This is a genomic window from Ralstonia mojiangensis (assembly GCF_023955645.1).
Classification (GTDB): domain Bacteria; phylum Pseudomonadota; class Gammaproteobacteria; order Burkholderiales; family Burkholderiaceae; genus Ralstonia; species Ralstonia mojiangensis.
Map to the genome: position 1 here is coordinate 1,024,035 of NZ_JAMXHU010000002.1, position 16,534 is coordinate 1,040,568.

Here is a 16,534-nt window from a genome sequence, read left to right on the forward strand (position 1 = left end):
GTCAAAGCCCCGTCATGCAGATGCGTGTGAAGCGCTGCGGCGCGCCCTGCGGCGTCATGCGCACGAGCAATGCCAGTTCCACCGCGCGCACCGAGGCGGCCGGCACGACCACGCCCGGGCTGTTGGCCGACGGCGCCGACGCGCTGGGTGTGGACGCCGACGGCAAGCCGGTGAGGGTGGTGGTATTGCTGCCGGCCGGGAACAGCGCCGCAGACAGCGCGCCCGTGTTGTCCATCCAGCCGCCGGGTTCGATCCACGCGCGCGCGCTGATGCTGTCGACGTTGGCGGCGAGCAGGTAGCGCGCCGCGCCCGCGCCGCCCTGGCGCAGGTTGTCCATCGCATTGCGCAGGTCGCCGCGGTTGGTGATCGGTTGGGTCTGGAGGCGTTCGAGCCGGCCGTCGACGATGCGGTAGAGCACCACCTGCCACGCGGGGGGCTGGCCGTCGTCGCGGCGGTCGCGCACCATCAGCACGCGGTTGGCGTCCACCTCCACCGGTGAGCGTGACAACGTGTTCGGATCGGCCAGTTGGGTGCAATCGGCGTCGAACTGGGCGTAGGCCGTTTTGAGTGCTTCGATGCGTTCGTCGCGCTGGGCCAGCGCCTCGTGCGTGCGGGTCATGCTGTCCAGCCCGCGCCAGGCGATCACGGCCAGGATGGCCAGCAGCGTGATCGCCACCAGCAGCTCGAGCAGGGTGAAGCCGCGCGCTGAACGATTAGAAGACATTGCGTGCATCGTTCGGCAATAGAGTCACGAGCCAGGCCAGTCGCACGGATTTGGACGCGTCCGGATAGACGGACACCTCCACGCGGCGGAACACCGGGTTGGGCGTGGTGGCGATGGTCTCTTCGCACCACAGTTGCGTATCGCCTTGCGGGCACGCAAAGCCGCGCGCGCCAGGGTCTGGGAAGACGCGTGCCAGGCGCAGGTTGGCGAGGTGGTTTTCAGCGCTCCAGGTAGCGATCATGCGCGTCTGCAAAGAATCGCTTGCGGTGGTCATGCTGCCCATGGCCCGCATGGTGGCGGTAAGTGCCACGGCCACGATGGTCAGCGCCACCAGCACTTCGAGCAGGGTGAAACCGCGCGTGCGCGTGGGGCGGTGGCTGCGCGTCATTGCGTTTGCGTCTCCGTCAGCACGCGCGGGCCGCCGTCGGACACGACATCCACGCGCGAGCCCTGCGAGGTCAGTGCCACGCGCCACGGCAGGCCGATCGCCTCACGGCCGAACACGAGGCGCTGCGGCGCGCCTGGCACCGCAGCGGCACCGGCGACGATCTGTACGTTGTCCATGCCTTGGCGCCAGTGGCCCGGTGCGAGCACGTCCCGGTTGAGCAAGCGCCAGCCATTCGGAGTCGATTCGTAGAAGCGCCAGCCTTGCGCATCGCCCTCCCACGCCACGGGGCGCGAGGTGAGCTGCGCCTCTTCCTGTGCCAGTTCGATCAGGCGAGCCAGCTTCTGCGCGTCATCGGCCAGTTGCGAGCGCGGGTTGGGCGTGGCGTTGACGGCCACGACGGCCAGCACGATGCCGATGATGACCACCACCACCAGCAACTCCAGCAGCGTAAAGCCGTGAGGATGCCGGCGGCGTGGATGACCGAGCATGGTGAGCGGGCGGCTGAGGGCGCTGCGCTGGCTTAGTTGTCCCAGTTGCCGATGTCGGCGTCGTTGCCCGTGCCGCCGGCTTGGCCGTCTGCGCCGAAGCTGAAGATGTCCACTTCACCGCGCACGCCCGGGTTCAGATATTGATACGGGTGGCCCCACGGGTCTTTGGGCAGGCGTTCCAGATAGCCGCCGCCTTTCCAGTTGTTGGGAATCGGCTCGGTGGTCGGCTTGGCGACCAGCGCCCCAATGCCCTGCTCGGTGGTCGGATAGCGGCCGTTGTCCAGACGATAGAGCTTGAGCGCCTGCGAAATGGACGCGATGTCCTGTTTGGCGGCGATGATGCGCGCCTCGTCAGGACGGCTCATGATCTTCGGCACCACCAGCGCGGCGAGGATGCCCAGAATCACCACCACCACCATGATTTCGATCAGGGTGAAGCCACGCGCTGCTTGGCGGGCGAGGGCGCGCTGGCGGAAGGAAGAGCGAAGTTGGCCTTGCATCATGGCGACAGAGTTGGCAATAAGGGGAAGAGACACAGTATATCCGTGACATATGACCATATATTGCACGGCAGGGTCATGCTGCGATGGCTCTAGAGCCGCACCTCCAAGCTGTTCACCGAACCGGCATGAAGGGCGGATAGAATCGGCGTATTCCTACGGTGCCTTGCCCCATTTCATGAACGCTCGACAGTCGTCCCGCCTGCTCAGTCTTGTACTGTTTGCTGCCCTGTGTGCGCTCCTGACGCATTGGGTGCTGACGCTGTCGTCGCTGCGCTCGCTGGGCGCGCCGCGTGAGGCGCGTGTGGCCCAGACCGATGCACTGGAGACTGGCGCGGCCGTCACGCTCTTTGGCGGCGGCCCGCAGAATGGCCCGCGCGATGTGCAGGTAATGGGCGTGGTGGCCGATCTGGCAGATGGTTCAGGCGCGGCCATCGTGTCGGTGGACGGTGGCGCACCGCAGGCCGTGCGGGCCGGCAAGTCGCTGTCGTCCAACCTCAAGCTGGTTGAAATCAAGGCGCGCTCGGTGGTGATCGAGCGCAATGGCGCGCGCCAGGAGATTCCGCTGCCGGCCAGCGCCGTGGCGGGCGTGTCGTCGGCCAATCGCAATGCGCCGGCAATGCCGCTGCCGCCCGCGGGCGCCGCAGCCCCGCTATCCACGCCCGGCACACCACCCGCGCCGCCGGTTCCCAACAATCCGGCCAACACCGCTATGCCGGGCGCCATGCTGCCCATTGCGCCCGCGCAGAGCAACACGGGGGACGAGCCTGCCAGCCAAGGCGGCGGTATCGTCGGCCCGCGCCACCGCGCGGCGGCCGCCGCACGCAAAGGCGATACCCCTCAGCCGGGCGCCGATCAGTAGGCGTCTAGCGGCCGGCCAGGCGGTGGCGGGCGCATATTACAGCGCATGTCATCGGGGTAACAGCGTGTAAAAGCCGGCAACGCGTCGGCATTGTCGGGTTCTAATCCGCTACACAGTCCATGTGAAAAGGAGCTGACCATGACCAACAAACGTGCTGTCCAAGCCTTCCTCGCCACCTCGGCCCTGTTCCTGGCCATGTCGGGCATGAACGCCCGCGCCCAGGATGCCAGCGCCCCAGCCGCCAGCGCACAAGCACCGGCCGCGGCGCAGGCTGCGCCGCAAGCCAATGTCCCTGCCGGCAAGCCGGGCCGGCACGGCGGCGGCCTGAAGGCGCTCGACACCAACGGCGACGGCCAGATCTCGCGCGACGAGGCCAAGGGCCACACCTGGCTTGAGAAGAACTTCGACCAGATCGATACCAACCACGACGGCCAACTCAGCAAGGACGAGCTGGCCGCCTGGCACAAGGCCCACAAGGGCGAGATGCACGAAAAGATGGCGCAACGCTTCGACGCCAAGTTCAAGGCTGCCGACAAGGACAACGACGGCTCCCTGAGCAAGGACGAACTGCAGGCCGGCATGCCGCGCCTTGCCAAGAGCTTTGACCAGATCGACGCCAACCACGACGGCAAGATCACCGAAGACGAAATCCGCGCCTACATGAAGGCCCGTCACGATGCTCGCAAGGCACAGAAGAACACGCCTGCAGGGGCGGCCATGCCGGGCGGCCCGTCGGCCACCAAGGGCGAGTGACGCTTCGTCTAAATCTCCGCACGCAAGCGGCGCCTTCGGGCGCCGTTTTTATTGCCACGCCAATCCGCATCCTCAATGAGGCGCAAGGCGGGTGTGGGTGGATTTGGCTACCGGGCCATGTCAGCGCCGCATGCGCTGCTGCAGCTTATGCCCATAAAAAAACACCCCGATGGCGAACCATCGGGGTGCGGGTACAGCACGCCTGAAGTTTGAGGGTCTTCAGGCCGGCTGATCGTCGGCCTTGAGCACGCCGCGGCGCATCTGGTCGAGCTCGATCGACTCGAACAGCGCCTTGAAGTTGCCCTCGCCAAAACCTTGGTTGCCCTTGCGCTGGATGAACTCGAAGAAGATCGGGCCGAGTTGGTTCTCGGAGAAGATCTGCAGCAGCAGGTCGCCCGGCGCGCCGTCGATCAGGATCTTGCGCTTCTTCAGTTCCGCCACGTTTTCGCCATGGCCGGGGATGCGCTTGTCGACCAGTTCGTAATACGTGTCGATGGTGTCGAGCAGCGTGATGCCGTTGCTGCGCAGTGCATCCACCGTGTTGGCCAGGTTGGTCGAGCCCAGCGCGATGTGCTGGATGCCCTCGCCGTGGTACATGTCCAGATACTCCTGGATCTGACCGGCCTTCTCCGTTCCTTCCTCGTTAATGGGGATGCGGATGTTGCCGCACGGGCTCGTCATCGCCTTGCTCTTCACGCCCGTGACCTGGCCTTCGATGTCGAAGTAGCGCACTTCACGGAAGTTGAAGAAGCGTTCGTAAAACTCGGCCCATTCCTTCATCCGGCCACGGTAGACGTTGTGCGTCAGGTGGTCGATGTAGGTCAGGCCGTGCCCGGTGGGGTTCGGGTTGGCGCCCGCGATGGGCACGAAATCGACGTCGTAGATGCTGATGTTGCCGATGTCGCCGGCCTTCGCATCGTTCTTGCCGGTCCAGCGGTCCACCAGGTAGATCAGCGAATCGCCGATGCCCTTGATGGCCGGAATGTTCAGCTCCATCGGGCCGCTGTGGGTATCGAAGCCCCAGGCGCCCAGTTCCAGCGCGCGCTTGTAGGCGAACGCTGCATCCTGCACGCGAAACGCGATCGCGCAGATCGACGGACCATGCAGACGCGCAAAGCGCTGCGCGAACGAATCCGGCTCGGCGTTGATGATGAAGTTGATCTCGCCCTGGCGGTACAGCGTCACGTTTTTGTGGCGGTGCTTCGCGATGGCGGTAAATCCCATGTTCTCGAACAGCTTGCCCATGGCAACGGGGTCCGGCGCGGCGTATTCAATGAATTCGAAACCGGCGGTGCCCATCGGGTTTTCCCAAGGCGTGAATTGCATGGTGAGTCTCCTGTGGGGGCGCGCTTGGAGCGCTCAGGTCTTTGACGATCCTCGCAGTGTAGAAGTGTCGGTCCAAGCAAAAATTGCGAAGTTGTGCCCACCTTGCTAAATTTGCGCAAGAAAATTGCCGAATTAATTGGTGCGGAGCAACAAAAATGAATAAAGTGGAACTCGACAAGATCGACCGCAAGATCCTGGAAGTCCTGCAGAACAACGGCCGCCTCACCAATCTGGAAGTCGCCGAGCGGGTGAATCTATCGCCCAGCCCGTGTTTGCGACGCATCCGCCGCCTGGAGGAGTCCGGCGTCATCCGCCAGTACGCTGCGCTGCTCGACCCGACCAAGATTGGGCTGGGGCTGTCGGCCTACATCAACGTGCGATTGGAAAAGCAGGGCGGTGCGCCCAAAGGGAAAGGCCCATCTGACATCTTTCGCGCGGCTGTGGCGACGTGGCCGGAGGTGGTCACGTGCTACGCCATGACCGGCGAGATGGACTACCTGCTCAAGGTGTTCGTGGAAGACATGGAGCACTTCGCGCGCTTCATCCGCGACCAGTTGCTTGCACACCCGGCGGTGATTGATGTGAAGAGCAGTTTTGCGCTGGAGCGGATTAAAGATACGACGGCGTTGCCGGTAGTGGTTTGAGGGTTTGGCTAGTCGCGTCATCAAGGCTTAAACCGCCGATCACGCACCTCAGCGGTTAGATCGCGGGCCTTCCTTGTTCGAACCTGAATCGCTGCGGGCGACACGCGAGCCTCAAACACTCGCATTCCGCAGTCGGAGGTCGAAATTTTCGAGCTCCGACAGACGTCTTCGACCCTCTGACGGCGGAACGTCAGCCTTAACCCGGTGACTTCGTATCTTCGATAGCGAGGCGTGGGTTTCGGAGGGCCGATGGGTCGGATGTTTTTGGGCGGAGTGCGGCCCTTTGAGCCCCGCGCGCCACTGTTTGACGGCGAGGTGTCGCTCTCATGCAAGCGAATTCAGGTGTTTGAGCGCGACACATGAGGCCAAAACCGCGGCGCTCGGCGGTCTATTGGGTAACCGCGAGAAGCAAAGAGCCAAATCTGCCGAGCCAAGGCACGAACGCAATTGCAGGGAAAGGTTCATCGGACGTTTCCGGTCAGGTGTTTGAATCCGCCATCACCAAATTCGCATCCCGCAAAAGCCGCCACTTCCCATCCGCCTCTTTGCGCAGAATCGTCAACGTCTGCCCTGAGCGCCGCGCCACCTTTCCATCCGGCATCGTGATGACGATGTGCAGCGCATTTCGCAGATAGGCGATGTCGCCAAACACCTGCACCTCTTGAATATCGCTCGTGCCGTCGACGTGCACGTCCTTCATGCCTTCAGACATCTTGGCGAAGGCTTCCTTGCCGAAGGGCGCTTGGCCGGGCGTGAGAAACAGCACGTCGTCGGTCATGAGGCTGAGCACGGTGGCCAGATCGCCGCTTCTGCTGGCGGCGAGCCAGGTGTCCACTACGTTGCGGACGGCGCGTTCGTCGTCGGTCATGGCGGTGCGGGTGTCGGTGAAAGGGTGGCGTTTCACTCTACACCGCAGGTTCGACCGGCGGTGCCACGCGGCGCTTGATGAAGACGGCTGGAGATAACACCGGGATATGCCGGGCGCGCAGCGTGACCAGCCAATCGCCCACGGCGTCTTCGCAAGTGAGGCGAAAGTGGTTCGCGTCGAGCCATTCGACGTCATCCAGCCAGAACGTGTAATACGCCGCACCGATGGTGCCGGTGCTGATGGCGCGTGAGAGGTCCGGAGCAACGAGCGTGACGGAGACCGCCTCTTCAAACGGGCAGTCGTAGCTGGTGATGAGGACGAAGCCGAGATCGGTCTGGTACTGCCGTAGCAGTTCGTAGCCGGGGATGGTGAGCGTGGGGTGCGGCACGCCGTCGATGATCACGCGCGTGCGCATGGGCCACCGCTCATACGGGCCGCTGTGTTTCTCCAGGGCGAAGCGTTGGAGCGGCTGCATGGCGGCGGCGCGTTGGCTGCGCTATTCCTTGCGCATGCCGCACAGGGCGACCTGCCGCGCGGGGTCGGCGGAATCCTTCCAGCCGGGTTCTTCGCGCTTCTGATACGCCTCCATCGTTGGGTAGCCCTTTACGCTCCACGAGAACTCGCTGTAGCGCGAGACCTCGATGACGGCCAGGCCGCAGCGCTTGCGGTGGTCTTCAATCTTGAACGCCGCGTGCGGATGCTCGCCCGACAAGTCCTGCTCGATCACCTTGTAGCGGGTTGGGCCGCACTTGAAGAAGCTGGCGTTCCACTCGATGGTCTTCGGCCGGACGAACAAGGCGCCGTAGCACGCACGGCCATCGCCACGGAAGGTTCCGGTCAGGGTATCTGCAGCCATGGCCGATTGCGCTGCCAGCAGCGACACGGCGATGAGGAGGCGACCTACTTGCATGCGGCGGTTCCGATCTTCGGGATGAGCGTGAGCACGTAATCGAGTTTCCGGATGTACGCGGCGTCGCCGTGGTTGTAAAGCACGGCAATGTTTTGCGTCGTCACCGGCCGCCAGCCGGTAATCACCTTGCGCATGGCGGCTTTGCGGTATTTGACCATTTGTCCGGGCTTGAGTGTTGCGGCATTCGGGTTGAGCGCGCGCATCTCCGTCAGGGTTGAACCTTGCGCGCGGGCGATCTTGTCGAGGCTGTCGCCCGCCTTGACGGCGACCTCATAGACCTTGTCGTCGGTGTCACGCACGCTCCGGACGTCGAATTTCGCCATGCGCGTGAGCAGGTAGCCGATGCCGGCGCGAATGTTCCAAGCTGGCACCGTTCGGGCCAGGCCCGCGTTCAACCGTGTGCGGATGGCCGGAGGGACGATCAGGTCGCTGCCCTCTTCGCCGCGCAGCAGGGTATTCAACCCAGGGTCCCCCAAGTTGCCGATCTGCATCGGCTTGGTCTGCCACGCTTCTGAATCTGCCCCGGTTTCAACCCACACCATCGCCTTGACGATCTGCCAGTCCAGCGGCAGATAACCCGCATTGCCCATCAGGTAGCGGTTGTATTCCCCCACGGCAGACTGGATATCGCAGTCGTAGCCGTTCCAGCGGTCGGGGTGCTGGGTGGAGGTGTTGATGTAATCCTGCCAGCGCTCGAAATCGGTTTTCGGTTTGACCTGGGCCTTGGTGACCATGTGCCCCTCCGTGGTTGCGAGACCTGTGGAGGGGCATGGTAGCCAGCGCACGCCAGCCGCGTGTTAACGGCTGTTTATGTACCTTGCCGGTGGCTGGCGATCAGCAACGGCAACGCTTCGGCACCCAAGCGGGGGCGTCGGCTAGTCCGCGACTTCAAACGCAGCCGGGTCAGCGAGCGCCTCGAGTCGATGCGGTGCCGTGGGTCTGGCGGCCGCCGCCGTCATCGCTTGCAACATGAGCCGCTCGCGCACGCCGCTCAGAAAATCGGCACGGTGGCGGCGCAAGACGAAATCGCGGTAGTTGTCGGCTTCCAGCGCGCGCCACGCCGTCTGGCGGGCGGCTTCGGAGCGCATGCGCGCAGCCTCCAGTTCGCGCGTTTCGATATGCGCGTTGGCGGCGGTCAACGGGGCATAGCCATAGCGCGCCATGTCGTCGCGTGCCAGGGTTTCGATGATCGTGATTTCGTCCATCGACAACTGCTGGTGGAATTTGTCGATATTGGCCGTGATGGGCGCGAAACAATTGGACGTCCACAACGCGGACAATCGCGAAATCTGCCGCGCTTCGGCCGAGCGTGAAACATCCAGCATCTGCGGCAGGAAATCGATCTCCAGGAAACTGCATACGCGGCGCAACGTGCTTTCCTGATCGACTAGGAAATCTTCATAGCGGATGGTGCACGTGCGCTCCGGATACCGGGCGATGAGTGCATTGGCGGCGCGGTGCGCGGCCACCCAGGTCTGCGTGTTCAGCAGCGTGTCGAAGTCGTGGATGATCGCGCGGTTCATTGACGCGACCTGCGCGCGCGGGTCTCGCACCACGTTCAGGAAACGCATGTCGGGGAATAGCGTCATCAGCTCTGCGGCGTAGTGCACGCTGTCGAGCGACTTGTCCATGACCACCCGGGCGCCATGCTGCGCGCCCGCCCGCAGCAGCAGTTCCCACACCACGCGATGCACGCTGCGCGGTTGGTCGCGCAGGGTTTCGAATACCTCCACCGGATCGAACACCATGCCGGGCCATTTCACCATGCTCGCAGCCTGCAGGCCGATCACGTCGGTCACGAGGCGGAAGTACGCGCGATCGTCCTGCAGATTGCCGTACAGCGGCACCAGCGGCATGAAGTCGACGATGTGCAGCGGATACGGCGCGTAGAACGCCGGATTGAAGTTCAGGCGCAGGCGCAGCGCGTGGCTGCCGCAGCGACGCAGCGGAATCATCAGGACGGGACGGGGAAGGGCGGTCATCGAACGGTCTCCGGTTGACGGGTGTCCAGCCAGGCGGACATGTGCGCGTGCAGCGCGGCGGTGGCCACCGGCAGTGCCATTGCGCCGGTATCGAGCTGCAGCGAGGGCGCCACCGGCGCCTCATACGGCGACGACACGCCGGTGAACTGCGGGATCTGTCCGCCGCGTGCCCGCGCGTACAGCCCTTTCGGGTCGCGTGCCTCGCACACATCGAGCGCCGTACAGACGTGCACTTCCACAAACCGGTCTGCGCCGATGATTTCGCGCGCCATCTCGCGATCGGAGCGCAGCGGCGAGATGAACGCCGTCACCACGATCAGACCGACGTCGTTCATGAGCCGCGCCACCTCGGCGGCGCGGCGCAGGTTTTCCGTGCGGTCGGCTTCGGTAAAGCCGAGATCGTGGTTCAGGTGATGGCGCAGGTTGTCGCGGTCGAGCACGGCGCAGCGCTGGCACGTTTCATACAAGCGTTTTTCCAGCGCGTAGGCGAGGGTGGACTTGCCCGCGCCGCTCAGGCCCGTGAGCCACAACGTGAGCGGCGCATGGCCGAACTGGTGTGCGCGGGCTTCGTCAGCCACCGCGCCGGTATGCCAGTAGACATTCCGTGCGGGGCCTGCGCAGGAGGAGAGGGCAGATTTCATCGCGGCGTCCTCCGGCTCAGGCCGGCAACAGGGCTGGCTGGTGGTAGCCGATACGCGGCGCGGGAGCGGATGCAATCGCGTGGTTTGCCAGCTTGAACACGCTCACCACACCCACCAGTCGGTTCGATTGCTCGCGCATCGATTCCGCCGCCGCCGCTGCTTCTTCAACCAGCGCGGCGTTCTGCTGGGTGACTTCGTCCATCTGCGTGATGGCGCGGTGAATCTGGTCGATGCCGCCGGCCTGTTCGTCGGTCGCGCCCATGATTTCGGTCACGATGGCGGTCACGCGGTGGATGCTGCTCACCACGTCGTGCATGGTGGTGCCGGCTTGCTCCACCAGCGCGCTGCCGGCGTCCACATGGTTGGCAGAGTCGTTGATCAGCACCTTGATTTCCTTGGCTGCCGCGGCAGAGCGCTGCGCCAGCCCGCGCACCTCACTGGCGACGACGGCAAAGCCGCGCCCCTGCTCGCCGGCGCGCGCTGCTTCCACCGCCGCATTGAGCGCAAGGATGTTGGTCTGGAATGCAATGCTGTCGATCACGCCGATGATTTCGCTCACCTTGCGTGCCGATTCGCTGATTGCGCCCATGGTGTCCACCACGCGTGCCACCACCGTGCCACCTTGCGTGGCGACCTCGGCGGCTGTGGCGGCGAGCTGGTTGGCGTGCCGCGCATGCTCGGCATTCTGTTTGACGGTGGCGTTGAGTTCTTCCATCGACGCAGCGCATTCCTCCAGCGCGGAGGCCTGTTCCTGCGTGCGGGTGGACAGATCGAAGTTGCCGGTGGCGATCTGCTCCGATGCCGTGGCCAGCGTGTCGGTGCTGGTGTGCACCTGTTCGGCAATCGTCGCGAGGCTGTCGCGCATGCGCTTCATGGCGTGCATGAGGCTTGCCGGATTGTCCGGACGCGTGTCGATGACCACGGCCAGGTTGCCGCCGGCGATCTGGCTGGCAATATCGGCCACGGTGCCCGGCTCGCCGCCGAGCTTGCGCAGCAACCCGCGCGTGATGAGCGCGCTGGCCGCGAGGCTCACCAGGAGCGCCACCACGCTCAGGGCGACCAGCCAGTTACGACTGTCGACATAGCTCGCCTTGGCCTTGGCGGTGTTTCCCTCGTTGAGCTTTTCTTCAAACGCCTGCAGCTTGCTGAGCAGATCCCACCAAGCGCGCTGCACGGGGCGGAATTCGAAGCGCAGCACCTTGTACGCGTCTTCCTTGTGGCCGGAGGCAATCAGCCCCTTGACGCGCGTTGCGAACGGTGCGGCCAGTTCTGCCTGCTGCCGGATTTGCGCAAGCAGCGTTTTTTCTTCGGTGGTGGTGTCCGGCAACGTGTCGAACATGCGGCCGAGCTTGCGGTCGGCTTCGGCGTAGGTGCCTTCCTGTTTTTCAACGCGGGTCAGTTCGGTCTGGATTTCGTCATGCTGCTCCAGCAACACAATATTCCGATAAGCCAATGCCCGCTCGGTAACGCTCGAATACATTTTTGCGGCGAGCTTGGCTTCCACGGCGTTGACCTCCGTGGAGTCTTCCAGCAGCTGTCGAAAATCCGACATGCGCTGCAGGCTGAATGCCATGAGCAGAACAAGCAGCCCCATCGTCAAGCCGAACCCCCACGCGAGTTGGGTGGCCACCTTCATTTTCGAGAAGCGCATGATTGTCCCCGTCATAATCGATAACGGCTGCTCTATCGAGCCGAATGGCGGGAGCTTGAGGGATTTAATTCAAATTACTCAATATGCGTAATGCCGCGTCGAATTGGCATCACAAAATATGCGCCTAGATAATGGTGACGCTTTTTACTGAGTTTATTTTATTGAAATGGCTTGCATTAAATTGCGAACAATCAAAGCGCGTCACGCAAAACAAAAACGCCCGGTGGAAGCCGGGCGTTTGTTGCGGAGCGAAGCCATCACACGGTGCGCTTTTGCGGCACCAGGGAGCGCCAGAAGCGTTGGCCAAAACGGCGCACGTCGCGCAGGTTGCGCTTGAGCATGTAGTCGAGATCGGCCACTTGTTCGTCGATGGCCTCCGTCAGCAAGCTCATCGTGTCCGCAGGCGGCAGTTCCAGGTAGGCGTCAGCCTCGCCATAGGCGTACTGCACGCGCATGCCGGCCTTCTTGGCGATGTGCATCATGGCCGCGTTGCGCGATAGGCAGTGCATGTACAGCGTGCGCACCTTGGTGTTCTGGCCATGCATGGCGGCACGCTGGAACAGCGCACTGCCTACGCCCTTGCCGCGCGCCGATTCCGACACCGACACGCCGAACTCCGCCACGCGCCCTTGCGGGTTATCGCGCAGGTAGGCGAGGTGGCCCACGCCGGTCAGCTCCAGGCGCTCGTTGTAGACGCCAAAGACCTTGTCGTGGTCAAAATCGATGCTGTCGACGTATGCCTCGATGACGTGATCCCGTACCACCTGGCCGAATCGCAGCAGGCGGTCTTCCTCGCCCAGGGCGAGCAGGTGTTTGAGCAGGCGCGACCGGTGGTGCGCAGCAAGCTCGCGCACCAGCACGGTGGAACGCGGCGCGCCTTGCGCTGCTTCCGTTTTGTCGATGTCGTCCTGGGTGACGACGCCGATGGCCTTGCTCAGTTCGAGCGGGTTCACGACACGGTTCCTGTTCTGATCGCGCCTTTCAGTGCAAGGCAGCGAGGTGATGAGTCGGAGGCGCGGATGGCACCTCCGGGGCACTCAATCGGATGCAACTGAGTGTTGTGCAATGCACCATGCTATTGTAGTGCAATCAGGGTTTCCCCGTAAGTCTGGCGTCAGACTTTCCACAGGATTTCCCGATAAATCATTGATTTAGCGCATCCGAGCACGGCTTCCAGCGGTGTGGTGCGGCAACAACGAAAATGCTGCGTCGCGCAAAAGCGAGGAAAGAAGCGCATTTAAAAGCGCTACCCACGAAGGATCACTGCCAGATCTCCCGCCCGGTTCGTAACGCCGCTCAACAATAGCCGTGCGAAGATGCGCCATCAAGACGCCCCCGCCTCCTGATTTTCCATGACGCCCTCGCGCATTCTTGTGATCTACGCGCATCCCGCGCCGCGCCGTTCGCGCGCCAACAAGCCGCTCGCGCGTGCGCTGGCCAGCTTGCCTGGCGTGGCCATGCACGACCTTTACTGGCATTACCCCGATTTCGACATCGACGTACGTGTCGAGCAAGAAGCGGTGGAAGCTGCGGAGCTGATCGTTTTCCAGTTTCCGGTGCAGTGGTACGCCACGCCGTCGCTGCTCAAGGAGTGGATCGACGTGGTTCTGGAGATGGGCTGGGCCTACGGGCCCGGCGGCACCGCCTTGCGCGGCAAGCATCTGATGGTGCTGGCCACCACCGGCGGCCGCGCGCATTCCTACAACCCGGATGGCGTTCACGGCCACACGTTCGACATGTTCCTGCTGCCGCTGCAGCAGACCGCGGCGCTCTGCGGCATGCAATGGCAGCCACCGCATGTGCTGCACGATGCCGACGATGTGTCTGCCGATGTCATCGACGCCCATATCGCACAGGTGCGCGCCGCGCTGCAACCCTGGCTCCCAGCCGACGGCGATTCCGTCGTCTGACGTTTCCGATCTCTTCCTTGCCCATGCAATCGCACGATCTGCTCGTCAATTTCGTCATCTACCTGGCTGCGGCCGTGGCGGCGGTGCCGCTGGCGCGCCGGCTGGGGCTGGGCTCGGTGCTCGGCTATCTGCTGGCTGGGGTGATCGTCGGGCCGTGGGGCTTGCGGCTCATCACCAACGTGCAGTCGATTCTGGATTTCTCAGAATTCGGTGTCGTGCTGATGATGTTCGTGATTGGCCTGGAACTTGAGCCGGCGCGGCTGTGGTCGCTGCGGCGCAGCATCTTCGGTTACGGCGGGTTGCAGATTGTGGTGTGCGCGCTGGCCGTGGGGCTGGCGGTCATGGCGGTGGGCCATCCGTGGCGCGCGGCCGTGGTGGCGGGGCTGGGGCTGGCGCTGTCGTCCACGGCGATTGCGCTGGCCACGCTTTCTGAGCGCAACCTCATGCGCACGCCGGCCGGCACGGCCAGCTTCGGCATTCTGCTGTTCCAGGACATCGCGGCCATCCCGATGATCGCGCTGCTACCGCTGCTGGCGACCGATGCAAGCGACGCATCCGGCGGCCATAGCTGGGTGGCTGCGGCCAAGGCGGTGGGCGTGGTGGCGGCAGTCATTTTCGGCGGACGCACGGTGTTGCGGCCGGTGCTGCGCGCCATTGCCCGTACCAACATGCGCGAGATGTTCACCTCGTTTTCGTTGCTCCTGGTGGTGGGCATTGCGCTGCTGATGCACAGCGTGGGCTTGTCGATGGCGTTGGGCGCTTTCATTGCCGGCGTGCTGCTGGCCGATTCCGAATACCGTCACGCGCTCGAAACCGACATCGAGCCGTTCAAGGGACTGCTGCTCGGCCTGTTTTTCCTGGCGGTCGGCATGTCGATCGACTTTGGCGTGCTGATGCGCCAGCCGTTGGCCGTGATCGGGCTGGTTGCGGTGTTCCTGGCGGTGAAGATTGGCGCGCTGCGCCTGCTGGCCACCCGCTTTGGCATTGCGCGTGGGCAGGCATGGCTGTTTGCATTCCTGCTCTCGCAAGGCGGTGAATTCGCGTTTGTTGTATTCGGCCCCGGTGTAGCTGGCAACGTGCTCGGGGCGGAGACGGCCGCTGCGCTCAACCTCGTGGTGGCGCTGTCGATGGCCGCGACGCCATTGCTGCTGCTCCTGCACGACAAGATGCTGGTACCGCGCCTGATGGATGGCAAGAAGCGCGCGCCCGACGCCATCGAGCCTCAGGATAACCAGGTCATCATCGCGGGCTTCGGCCGTTTCGGGCAGATTGTCGGCCGCATGCTCTACAGCCAGGGCTACAGCGCCACCGTGCTCGATCATGACCCGGACCAGATCGACATGCTGCGCCGCTTCGGCTTCAAGGTCTTTTACGGCGACGCCACGCGCATGGATCTGCTGGAAACCGCCGGCGCCGACAAGGCCAGCATGATGGTCGTCGCGATCGACGACATGGAGACCAATCTGGAGGTGGTCGACCGCGTGCGCGAGCGCTTTCCCCACCTGAAGCTGTATGTGCGGGCGCGCAACGTGTCGCACGTCTACCAGTTGCGCGACCGCGGTGTGGAAGTGATCGAGCGGGAGATGTTCGAAGGCTCGCTCATGCTCAGTCGCCGCGTGCTGGAAGGGCTGGGCAAGGAACCGTACGAGGCGCACCGCATCGCCCAGACGTTCCGCCGGCACACGCTCAATTCAATGGAGCAGGTCTACCCCGTTTACCGCGATCAAAAGAAGCTTGTGTCACTGGCGCAGCAAGGGCGCGACGAGCTGGCCGAAATGTTCCAGCGCGACCGCACCCAGCGCAAGCGCCTGCGCGAATCCGGCATGCCCTGGGGCGAGGGCGACGTCCATAGCGACGTGAAAGGCACACAGCCCGATAGCGATCTCGCCAACGAAGTCGACGGCGGCGACCCCGAGGCGCCGATCGATTGCCCCGCGCGCGCGGGCCTCCGCCGAGACGGCTGACCCGCGCGGGTTACGACCGCGTTTTAGGCGTAAGCAGCGCGAACAAATAAAAAGGAGCGCTTTCGGCGCTCCTCGGGGGATCCAGGTTTCGGGCGGCGCTTACACGGCCACGCTCACATTGCGACGCAGTTCGCAGGTGCTGAGCGAATCGGCCTCGCCGCGCAGCAGCAACTGACCGTTGCCGACCAGTTCGCGGCAGCGCCAGAAGACAAACCAGTCGCTGGCGAGCAGCCCGTCGATGGCGCCCATGATGCTGCCGACCACGTCGCGGGCGCTGGCCCAGTCGGTGGGAACGTGCTCCAGGATCACTTCATCGACGGTGCCGTACGACACCGGCACCAGGGTGTTGCCCTTCCACAGCCGCGTATCGGCGTTCTCGCGCACGGTTTGCTGCCATTCGTAGGCCAGGCGGCCGATGCGCAGCACCGAGACCGGCGCGATGGTCGAAAACCGCCGCGCCAGCCGGGCGCCCGAATACATGCCGATGGTCGTCAGCGGGCCCTGACCGTTGGGGGCCTCAAGTTCGCGCACATCCATGCCGACTTCATTGATGCGCTGGGGCGATTGGTGCAGATGGAACGCCACCCGGCGCAGCATGAGCTGGTCCGAGGCACTTTGGCCGTGCCAGATGGCGACTTCCGTGGTGGCATCGCGCAGGTCGGCGAGCGACGCAAGTGCGTCGCGCATCTCGGAGGCGAAATCGATATTGCTATTGGGCGCCACGCGCTGCCAGAAGCCGGAGCGCGCCATGGCGACGCTGTCGACGTCGACCAGCGGCCCGACGGCGAGATCGTCGCGCAGTACGACTACGGAATCGGGGCGGCCAGCCTGTGCGAGCGCCTGCTTGAGCGTGGCGCCGGCAACATCGCCGTTGACGACATGGATGTATTGCATGGCAGCAATTGTAGCGAGAGTGTCAGCCC

19 protein-coding genes are annotated in these 16,534 nt (G+C 64.0%); 5 read left to right on the forward strand and 14 right to left on the reverse strand.

Going from position 1 to position 16,534, the window contains the following annotated elements:
• Position 1 precedes the first annotated feature (1 nt).
• Genes NG898_RS11525 through gspG form a run of 4 tightly spaced genes read right to left on the reverse strand, consistent with a single transcriptional unit; the run spans position 2 to position 2,103 of the window.
• The gene (locus NG898_RS11525; RefSeq protein WP_252692409.1) at positions 2-733 is read right to left on the reverse strand and encodes a PulJ/GspJ family protein; all 732 of its coding nucleotides are present in this window, start codon (positions 731-733) and stop codon (positions 2-4) included.
• Positions 714-1,112, reverse strand: a complete 399-nt coding sequence (gene gspI, locus NG898_RS11530; protein WP_045206679.1) for a type II secretion system minor pseudopilin GspI — start codon at positions 1,110-1,112, stop codon at positions 714-716. The genes NG898_RS11525 and gspI overlap by 20 nt, the downstream gene beginning before the upstream one ends.
• Positions 1,109-1,600 (reverse strand): GspH/FimT family pseudopilin, encoded by a 492-nt coding sequence (locus NG898_RS11535; protein ID WP_252692410.1) that lies wholly within the window; start codon positions 1,598-1,600, stop codon positions 1,109-1,111. Before NG898_RS11535 ends, gspI begins: the two co-directional genes overlap by 4 nt.
• 32 nt (positions 1,601-1,632) lie before the next feature.
• The gene (gene gspG, locus NG898_RS11540; RefSeq protein WP_092976368.1) at positions 1,633-2,103 is read right to left on the reverse strand and encodes a type II secretion system major pseudopilin GspG; all 471 of its coding nucleotides are present in this window, start codon (positions 2,101-2,103) and stop codon (positions 1,633-1,635) included.
• Between the two features lie 175 nt (positions 2,104-2,278).
• Between gspG and NG898_RS11545 the strand changes: the two genes are divergently transcribed.
• Together NG898_RS11545 and NG898_RS11550 are read left to right on the forward strand one after the other, a co-directional pair.
• Entirely contained in the window at positions 2,279-2,962 is a 684-nt protein-coding gene (locus NG898_RS11545) for a type II secretion system protein N (protein WP_252692411.1), read from the forward strand.
• A 138-nt stretch (positions 2,963-3,100) separates the two neighbouring features.
• Positions 3,101-3,715, forward strand: coding sequence for an EF-hand domain-containing protein (locus NG898_RS11550; RefSeq protein ID WP_252692412.1), 615 nt, complete (start codon positions 3,101-3,103; stop codon positions 3,713-3,715).
• 219 nt (positions 3,716-3,934) lie between these two features.
• Here the strand turns inward: NG898_RS11550 and hppD are convergent, their stop codons facing one another.
• A complete protein-coding gene (gene hppD / locus NG898_RS11555; protein WP_252692413.1) occupies positions 3,935-5,041 on the reverse strand; it encodes a 4-hydroxyphenylpyruvate dioxygenase in 1,107 nt (368 codons plus the stop codon).
• Positions 5,042-5,196: 155 nt separating this feature from the next.
• On the opposite strand from hppD, the gene NG898_RS11560 reads away from it, so the two are divergent.
• Positions 5,197-5,685, forward strand: coding sequence for an Lrp/AsnC family transcriptional regulator (locus tag NG898_RS11560; RefSeq protein ID WP_027680403.1), 489 nt, complete (start codon positions 5,197-5,199; stop codon positions 5,683-5,685).
• Between the two features lie 478 nt (positions 5,686-6,163).
• Here the strand turns inward: NG898_RS11560 and NG898_RS11565 are convergent, their stop codons facing one another.
• From NG898_RS11565 to NG898_RS11600, 8 genes are all read right to left on the reverse strand, one after another.
• A complete protein-coding gene (locus NG898_RS11565) occupies positions 6,164-6,553 on the reverse strand; it encodes an SgcJ/EcaC family oxidoreductase (protein WP_252692414.1) in 390 nt (129 codons plus the stop codon).
• Between the two features lie 37 nt (positions 6,554-6,590).
• Entirely contained in the window at positions 6,591-7,028 is a 438-nt protein-coding gene (locus tag NG898_RS11570; RefSeq protein WP_252692415.1) for a hypothetical protein, read from the reverse strand.
• Between the two features lie 21 nt (positions 7,029-7,049).
• Positions 7,050-7,463 carry a hypothetical protein gene (locus NG898_RS11575; RefSeq protein ID WP_252692416.1) on the reverse strand — a complete coding sequence of 138 codons (414 nt, stop codon included), beginning with the start codon at positions 7,461-7,463 and terminating at the stop codon, positions 7,050-7,052.
• Positions 7,454-8,197 carry a LysM peptidoglycan-binding domain-containing protein gene (locus NG898_RS11580; protein ID WP_252692417.1) on the reverse strand — a complete coding sequence of 248 codons (744 nt, stop codon included), beginning with the start codon at positions 8,195-8,197 and terminating at the stop codon, positions 7,454-7,456. Before NG898_RS11580 ends, NG898_RS11575 begins: the two co-directional genes overlap by 10 nt.
• Positions 8,198-8,338: 141 nt before the next feature.
• Positions 8,339-9,445, reverse strand: coding sequence for a sulfotransferase family protein (locus NG898_RS11585; protein WP_252692418.1), 1,107 nt, complete (start codon positions 9,443-9,445; stop codon positions 8,339-8,341).
• Positions 9,442-10,086: an adenylyl-sulfate kinase gene (cysC, locus tag NG898_RS11590; protein ID WP_252692419.1), complete on the reverse strand. Its 645-nt coding sequence runs from the start codon at positions 10,084-10,086 to the stop codon at positions 9,442-9,444. Before cysC ends, NG898_RS11585 begins: the two co-directional genes overlap by 4 nt.
• Positions 10,087-10,102: 16 nt before the next feature.
• Complete coding sequence (locus NG898_RS11595; protein WP_252692420.1) at positions 10,103-11,737, reverse strand: methyl-accepting chemotaxis protein; 1,635 nt, start codon at positions 11,735-11,737, stop codon at positions 10,103-10,105.
• A gap of 257 nt (positions 11,738-11,994) precedes the next feature.
• Positions 11,995-12,690 carry a GNAT family N-acetyltransferase gene (locus tag NG898_RS11600; protein ID WP_027680412.1) on the reverse strand — a complete coding sequence of 232 codons (696 nt, stop codon included), beginning with the start codon at positions 12,688-12,690 and terminating at the stop codon, positions 11,995-11,997.
• Positions 12,691-13,089: 399 nt separating this feature from the next.
• Here NG898_RS11600 and kefF point away from each other — a divergent pair, with 399 nt between their 5' ends.
• On the forward strand, positions 13,090-13,647 hold the full coding sequence (gene kefF, locus NG898_RS11605; protein WP_252692421.1) for a glutathione-regulated potassium-efflux system oxidoreductase KefF: 558 nt from the start codon (positions 13,090-13,092) through the stop codon (positions 13,645-13,647).
• 23 nt (positions 13,648-13,670) lie between these two features.
• Complete coding sequence (gene kefC, locus NG898_RS11610; protein WP_252692422.1) at positions 13,671-15,611, forward strand: glutathione-regulated potassium-efflux system protein KefC; 1,941 nt, start codon at positions 13,671-13,673, stop codon at positions 15,609-15,611.
• A 99-nt stretch (positions 15,612-15,710) separates the two neighbouring features.
• Here the strand turns inward: kefC and NG898_RS11615 are convergent, their stop codons facing one another.
• Entirely contained in the window at positions 15,711-16,505 is a 795-nt protein-coding gene (locus NG898_RS11615) for a DUF1835 domain-containing protein (RefSeq protein ID WP_252692423.1), read from the reverse strand.
• Between the last annotated feature and the right edge of the window lie 29 nt (positions 16,506-16,534).

Coding starts and splice junctions, on each gene's coding strand:
- NG898_RS11550 (WP_252692412.1), top strand. CDS start 3,101: ATGACCAACAAACGTGCTGTCCAAGCCTTCCTCGCCACCTCGGCCCTG.
- kefF (WP_252692421.1), top strand. CDS start 13,090: ATGACGCCCTCGCGCATTCTTGTGATCTACGCGCATCCCGCGCCGCGC.
- NG898_RS11595 (WP_252692420.1), bottom strand. CDS start 11,737: ATGCGCTTCTCGAAAATGAAGGTGGCCACCCAACTCGCGTGGGGGTTC.
- NG898_RS11615 (WP_252692423.1), bottom strand. CDS start 16,505: ATGCAATACATCCATGTCGTCAACGGCGATGTTGCCGGCGCCACGCTC.
- NG898_RS11585 (WP_252692418.1), bottom strand. CDS start 9,445: ATGACCGCCCTTCCCCGTCCCGTCCTGATGATTCCGCTGCGTCGCTGC.
- NG898_RS11535 (WP_252692410.1), bottom strand. CDS start 1,600: ATGCTCGGTCATCCACGCCGCCGGCATCCTCACGGCTTTACGCTGCTG.
- NG898_RS11545 (WP_252692411.1), top strand. CDS start 2,279: ATGAACGCTCGACAGTCGTCCCGCCTGCTCAGTCTTGTACTGTTTGCT.
- NG898_RS11560 (WP_027680403.1), top strand. CDS start 5,197: ATGAATAAAGTGGAACTCGACAAGATCGACCGCAAGATCCTGGAAGTC.
- NG898_RS11570 (WP_252692415.1), bottom strand. CDS start 7,028: ATGCAGCCGCTCCAACGCTTCGCCCTGGAGAAACACAGCGGCCCGTAT.
- gspI (WP_045206679.1), bottom strand. CDS start 1,112: ATGACGCGCAGCCACCGCCCCACGCGCACGCGCGGTTTCACCCTGCTC.
- kefC (WP_252692422.1), top strand. CDS start 13,671: ATGCAATCGCACGATCTGCTCGTCAATTTCGTCATCTACCTGGCTGCG.
- NG898_RS11525 (WP_252692409.1), bottom strand. CDS start 733: ATGCACGCAATGTCTTCTAATCGTTCAGCGCGCGGCTTCACCCTGCTC.
- NG898_RS11580 (WP_252692417.1), bottom strand. CDS start 8,197: ATGGTCACCAAGGCCCAGGTCAAACCGAAAACCGATTTCGAGCGCTGG.
- hppD (WP_252692413.1), bottom strand. CDS start 5,041: ATGCAATTCACGCCTTGGGAAAACCCGATGGGCACCGCCGGTTTCGAA.
- cysC (WP_252692419.1), bottom strand. CDS start 10,086: ATGAAATCTGCCCTCTCCTCCTGCGCAGGCCCCGCACGGAATGTCTAC.
- gspG (WP_092976368.1), bottom strand. CDS start 2,103: ATGATGCAAGGCCAACTTCGCTCTTCCTTCCGCCAGCGCGCCCTCGCC.
- NG898_RS11575 (WP_252692416.1), bottom strand. CDS start 7,463: ATGCAAGTAGGTCGCCTCCTCATCGCCGTGTCGCTGCTGGCAGCGCAA.
- NG898_RS11565 (WP_252692414.1), bottom strand. CDS start 6,553: ATGACCGACGACGAACGCGCCGTCCGCAACGTAGTGGACACCTGGCTC.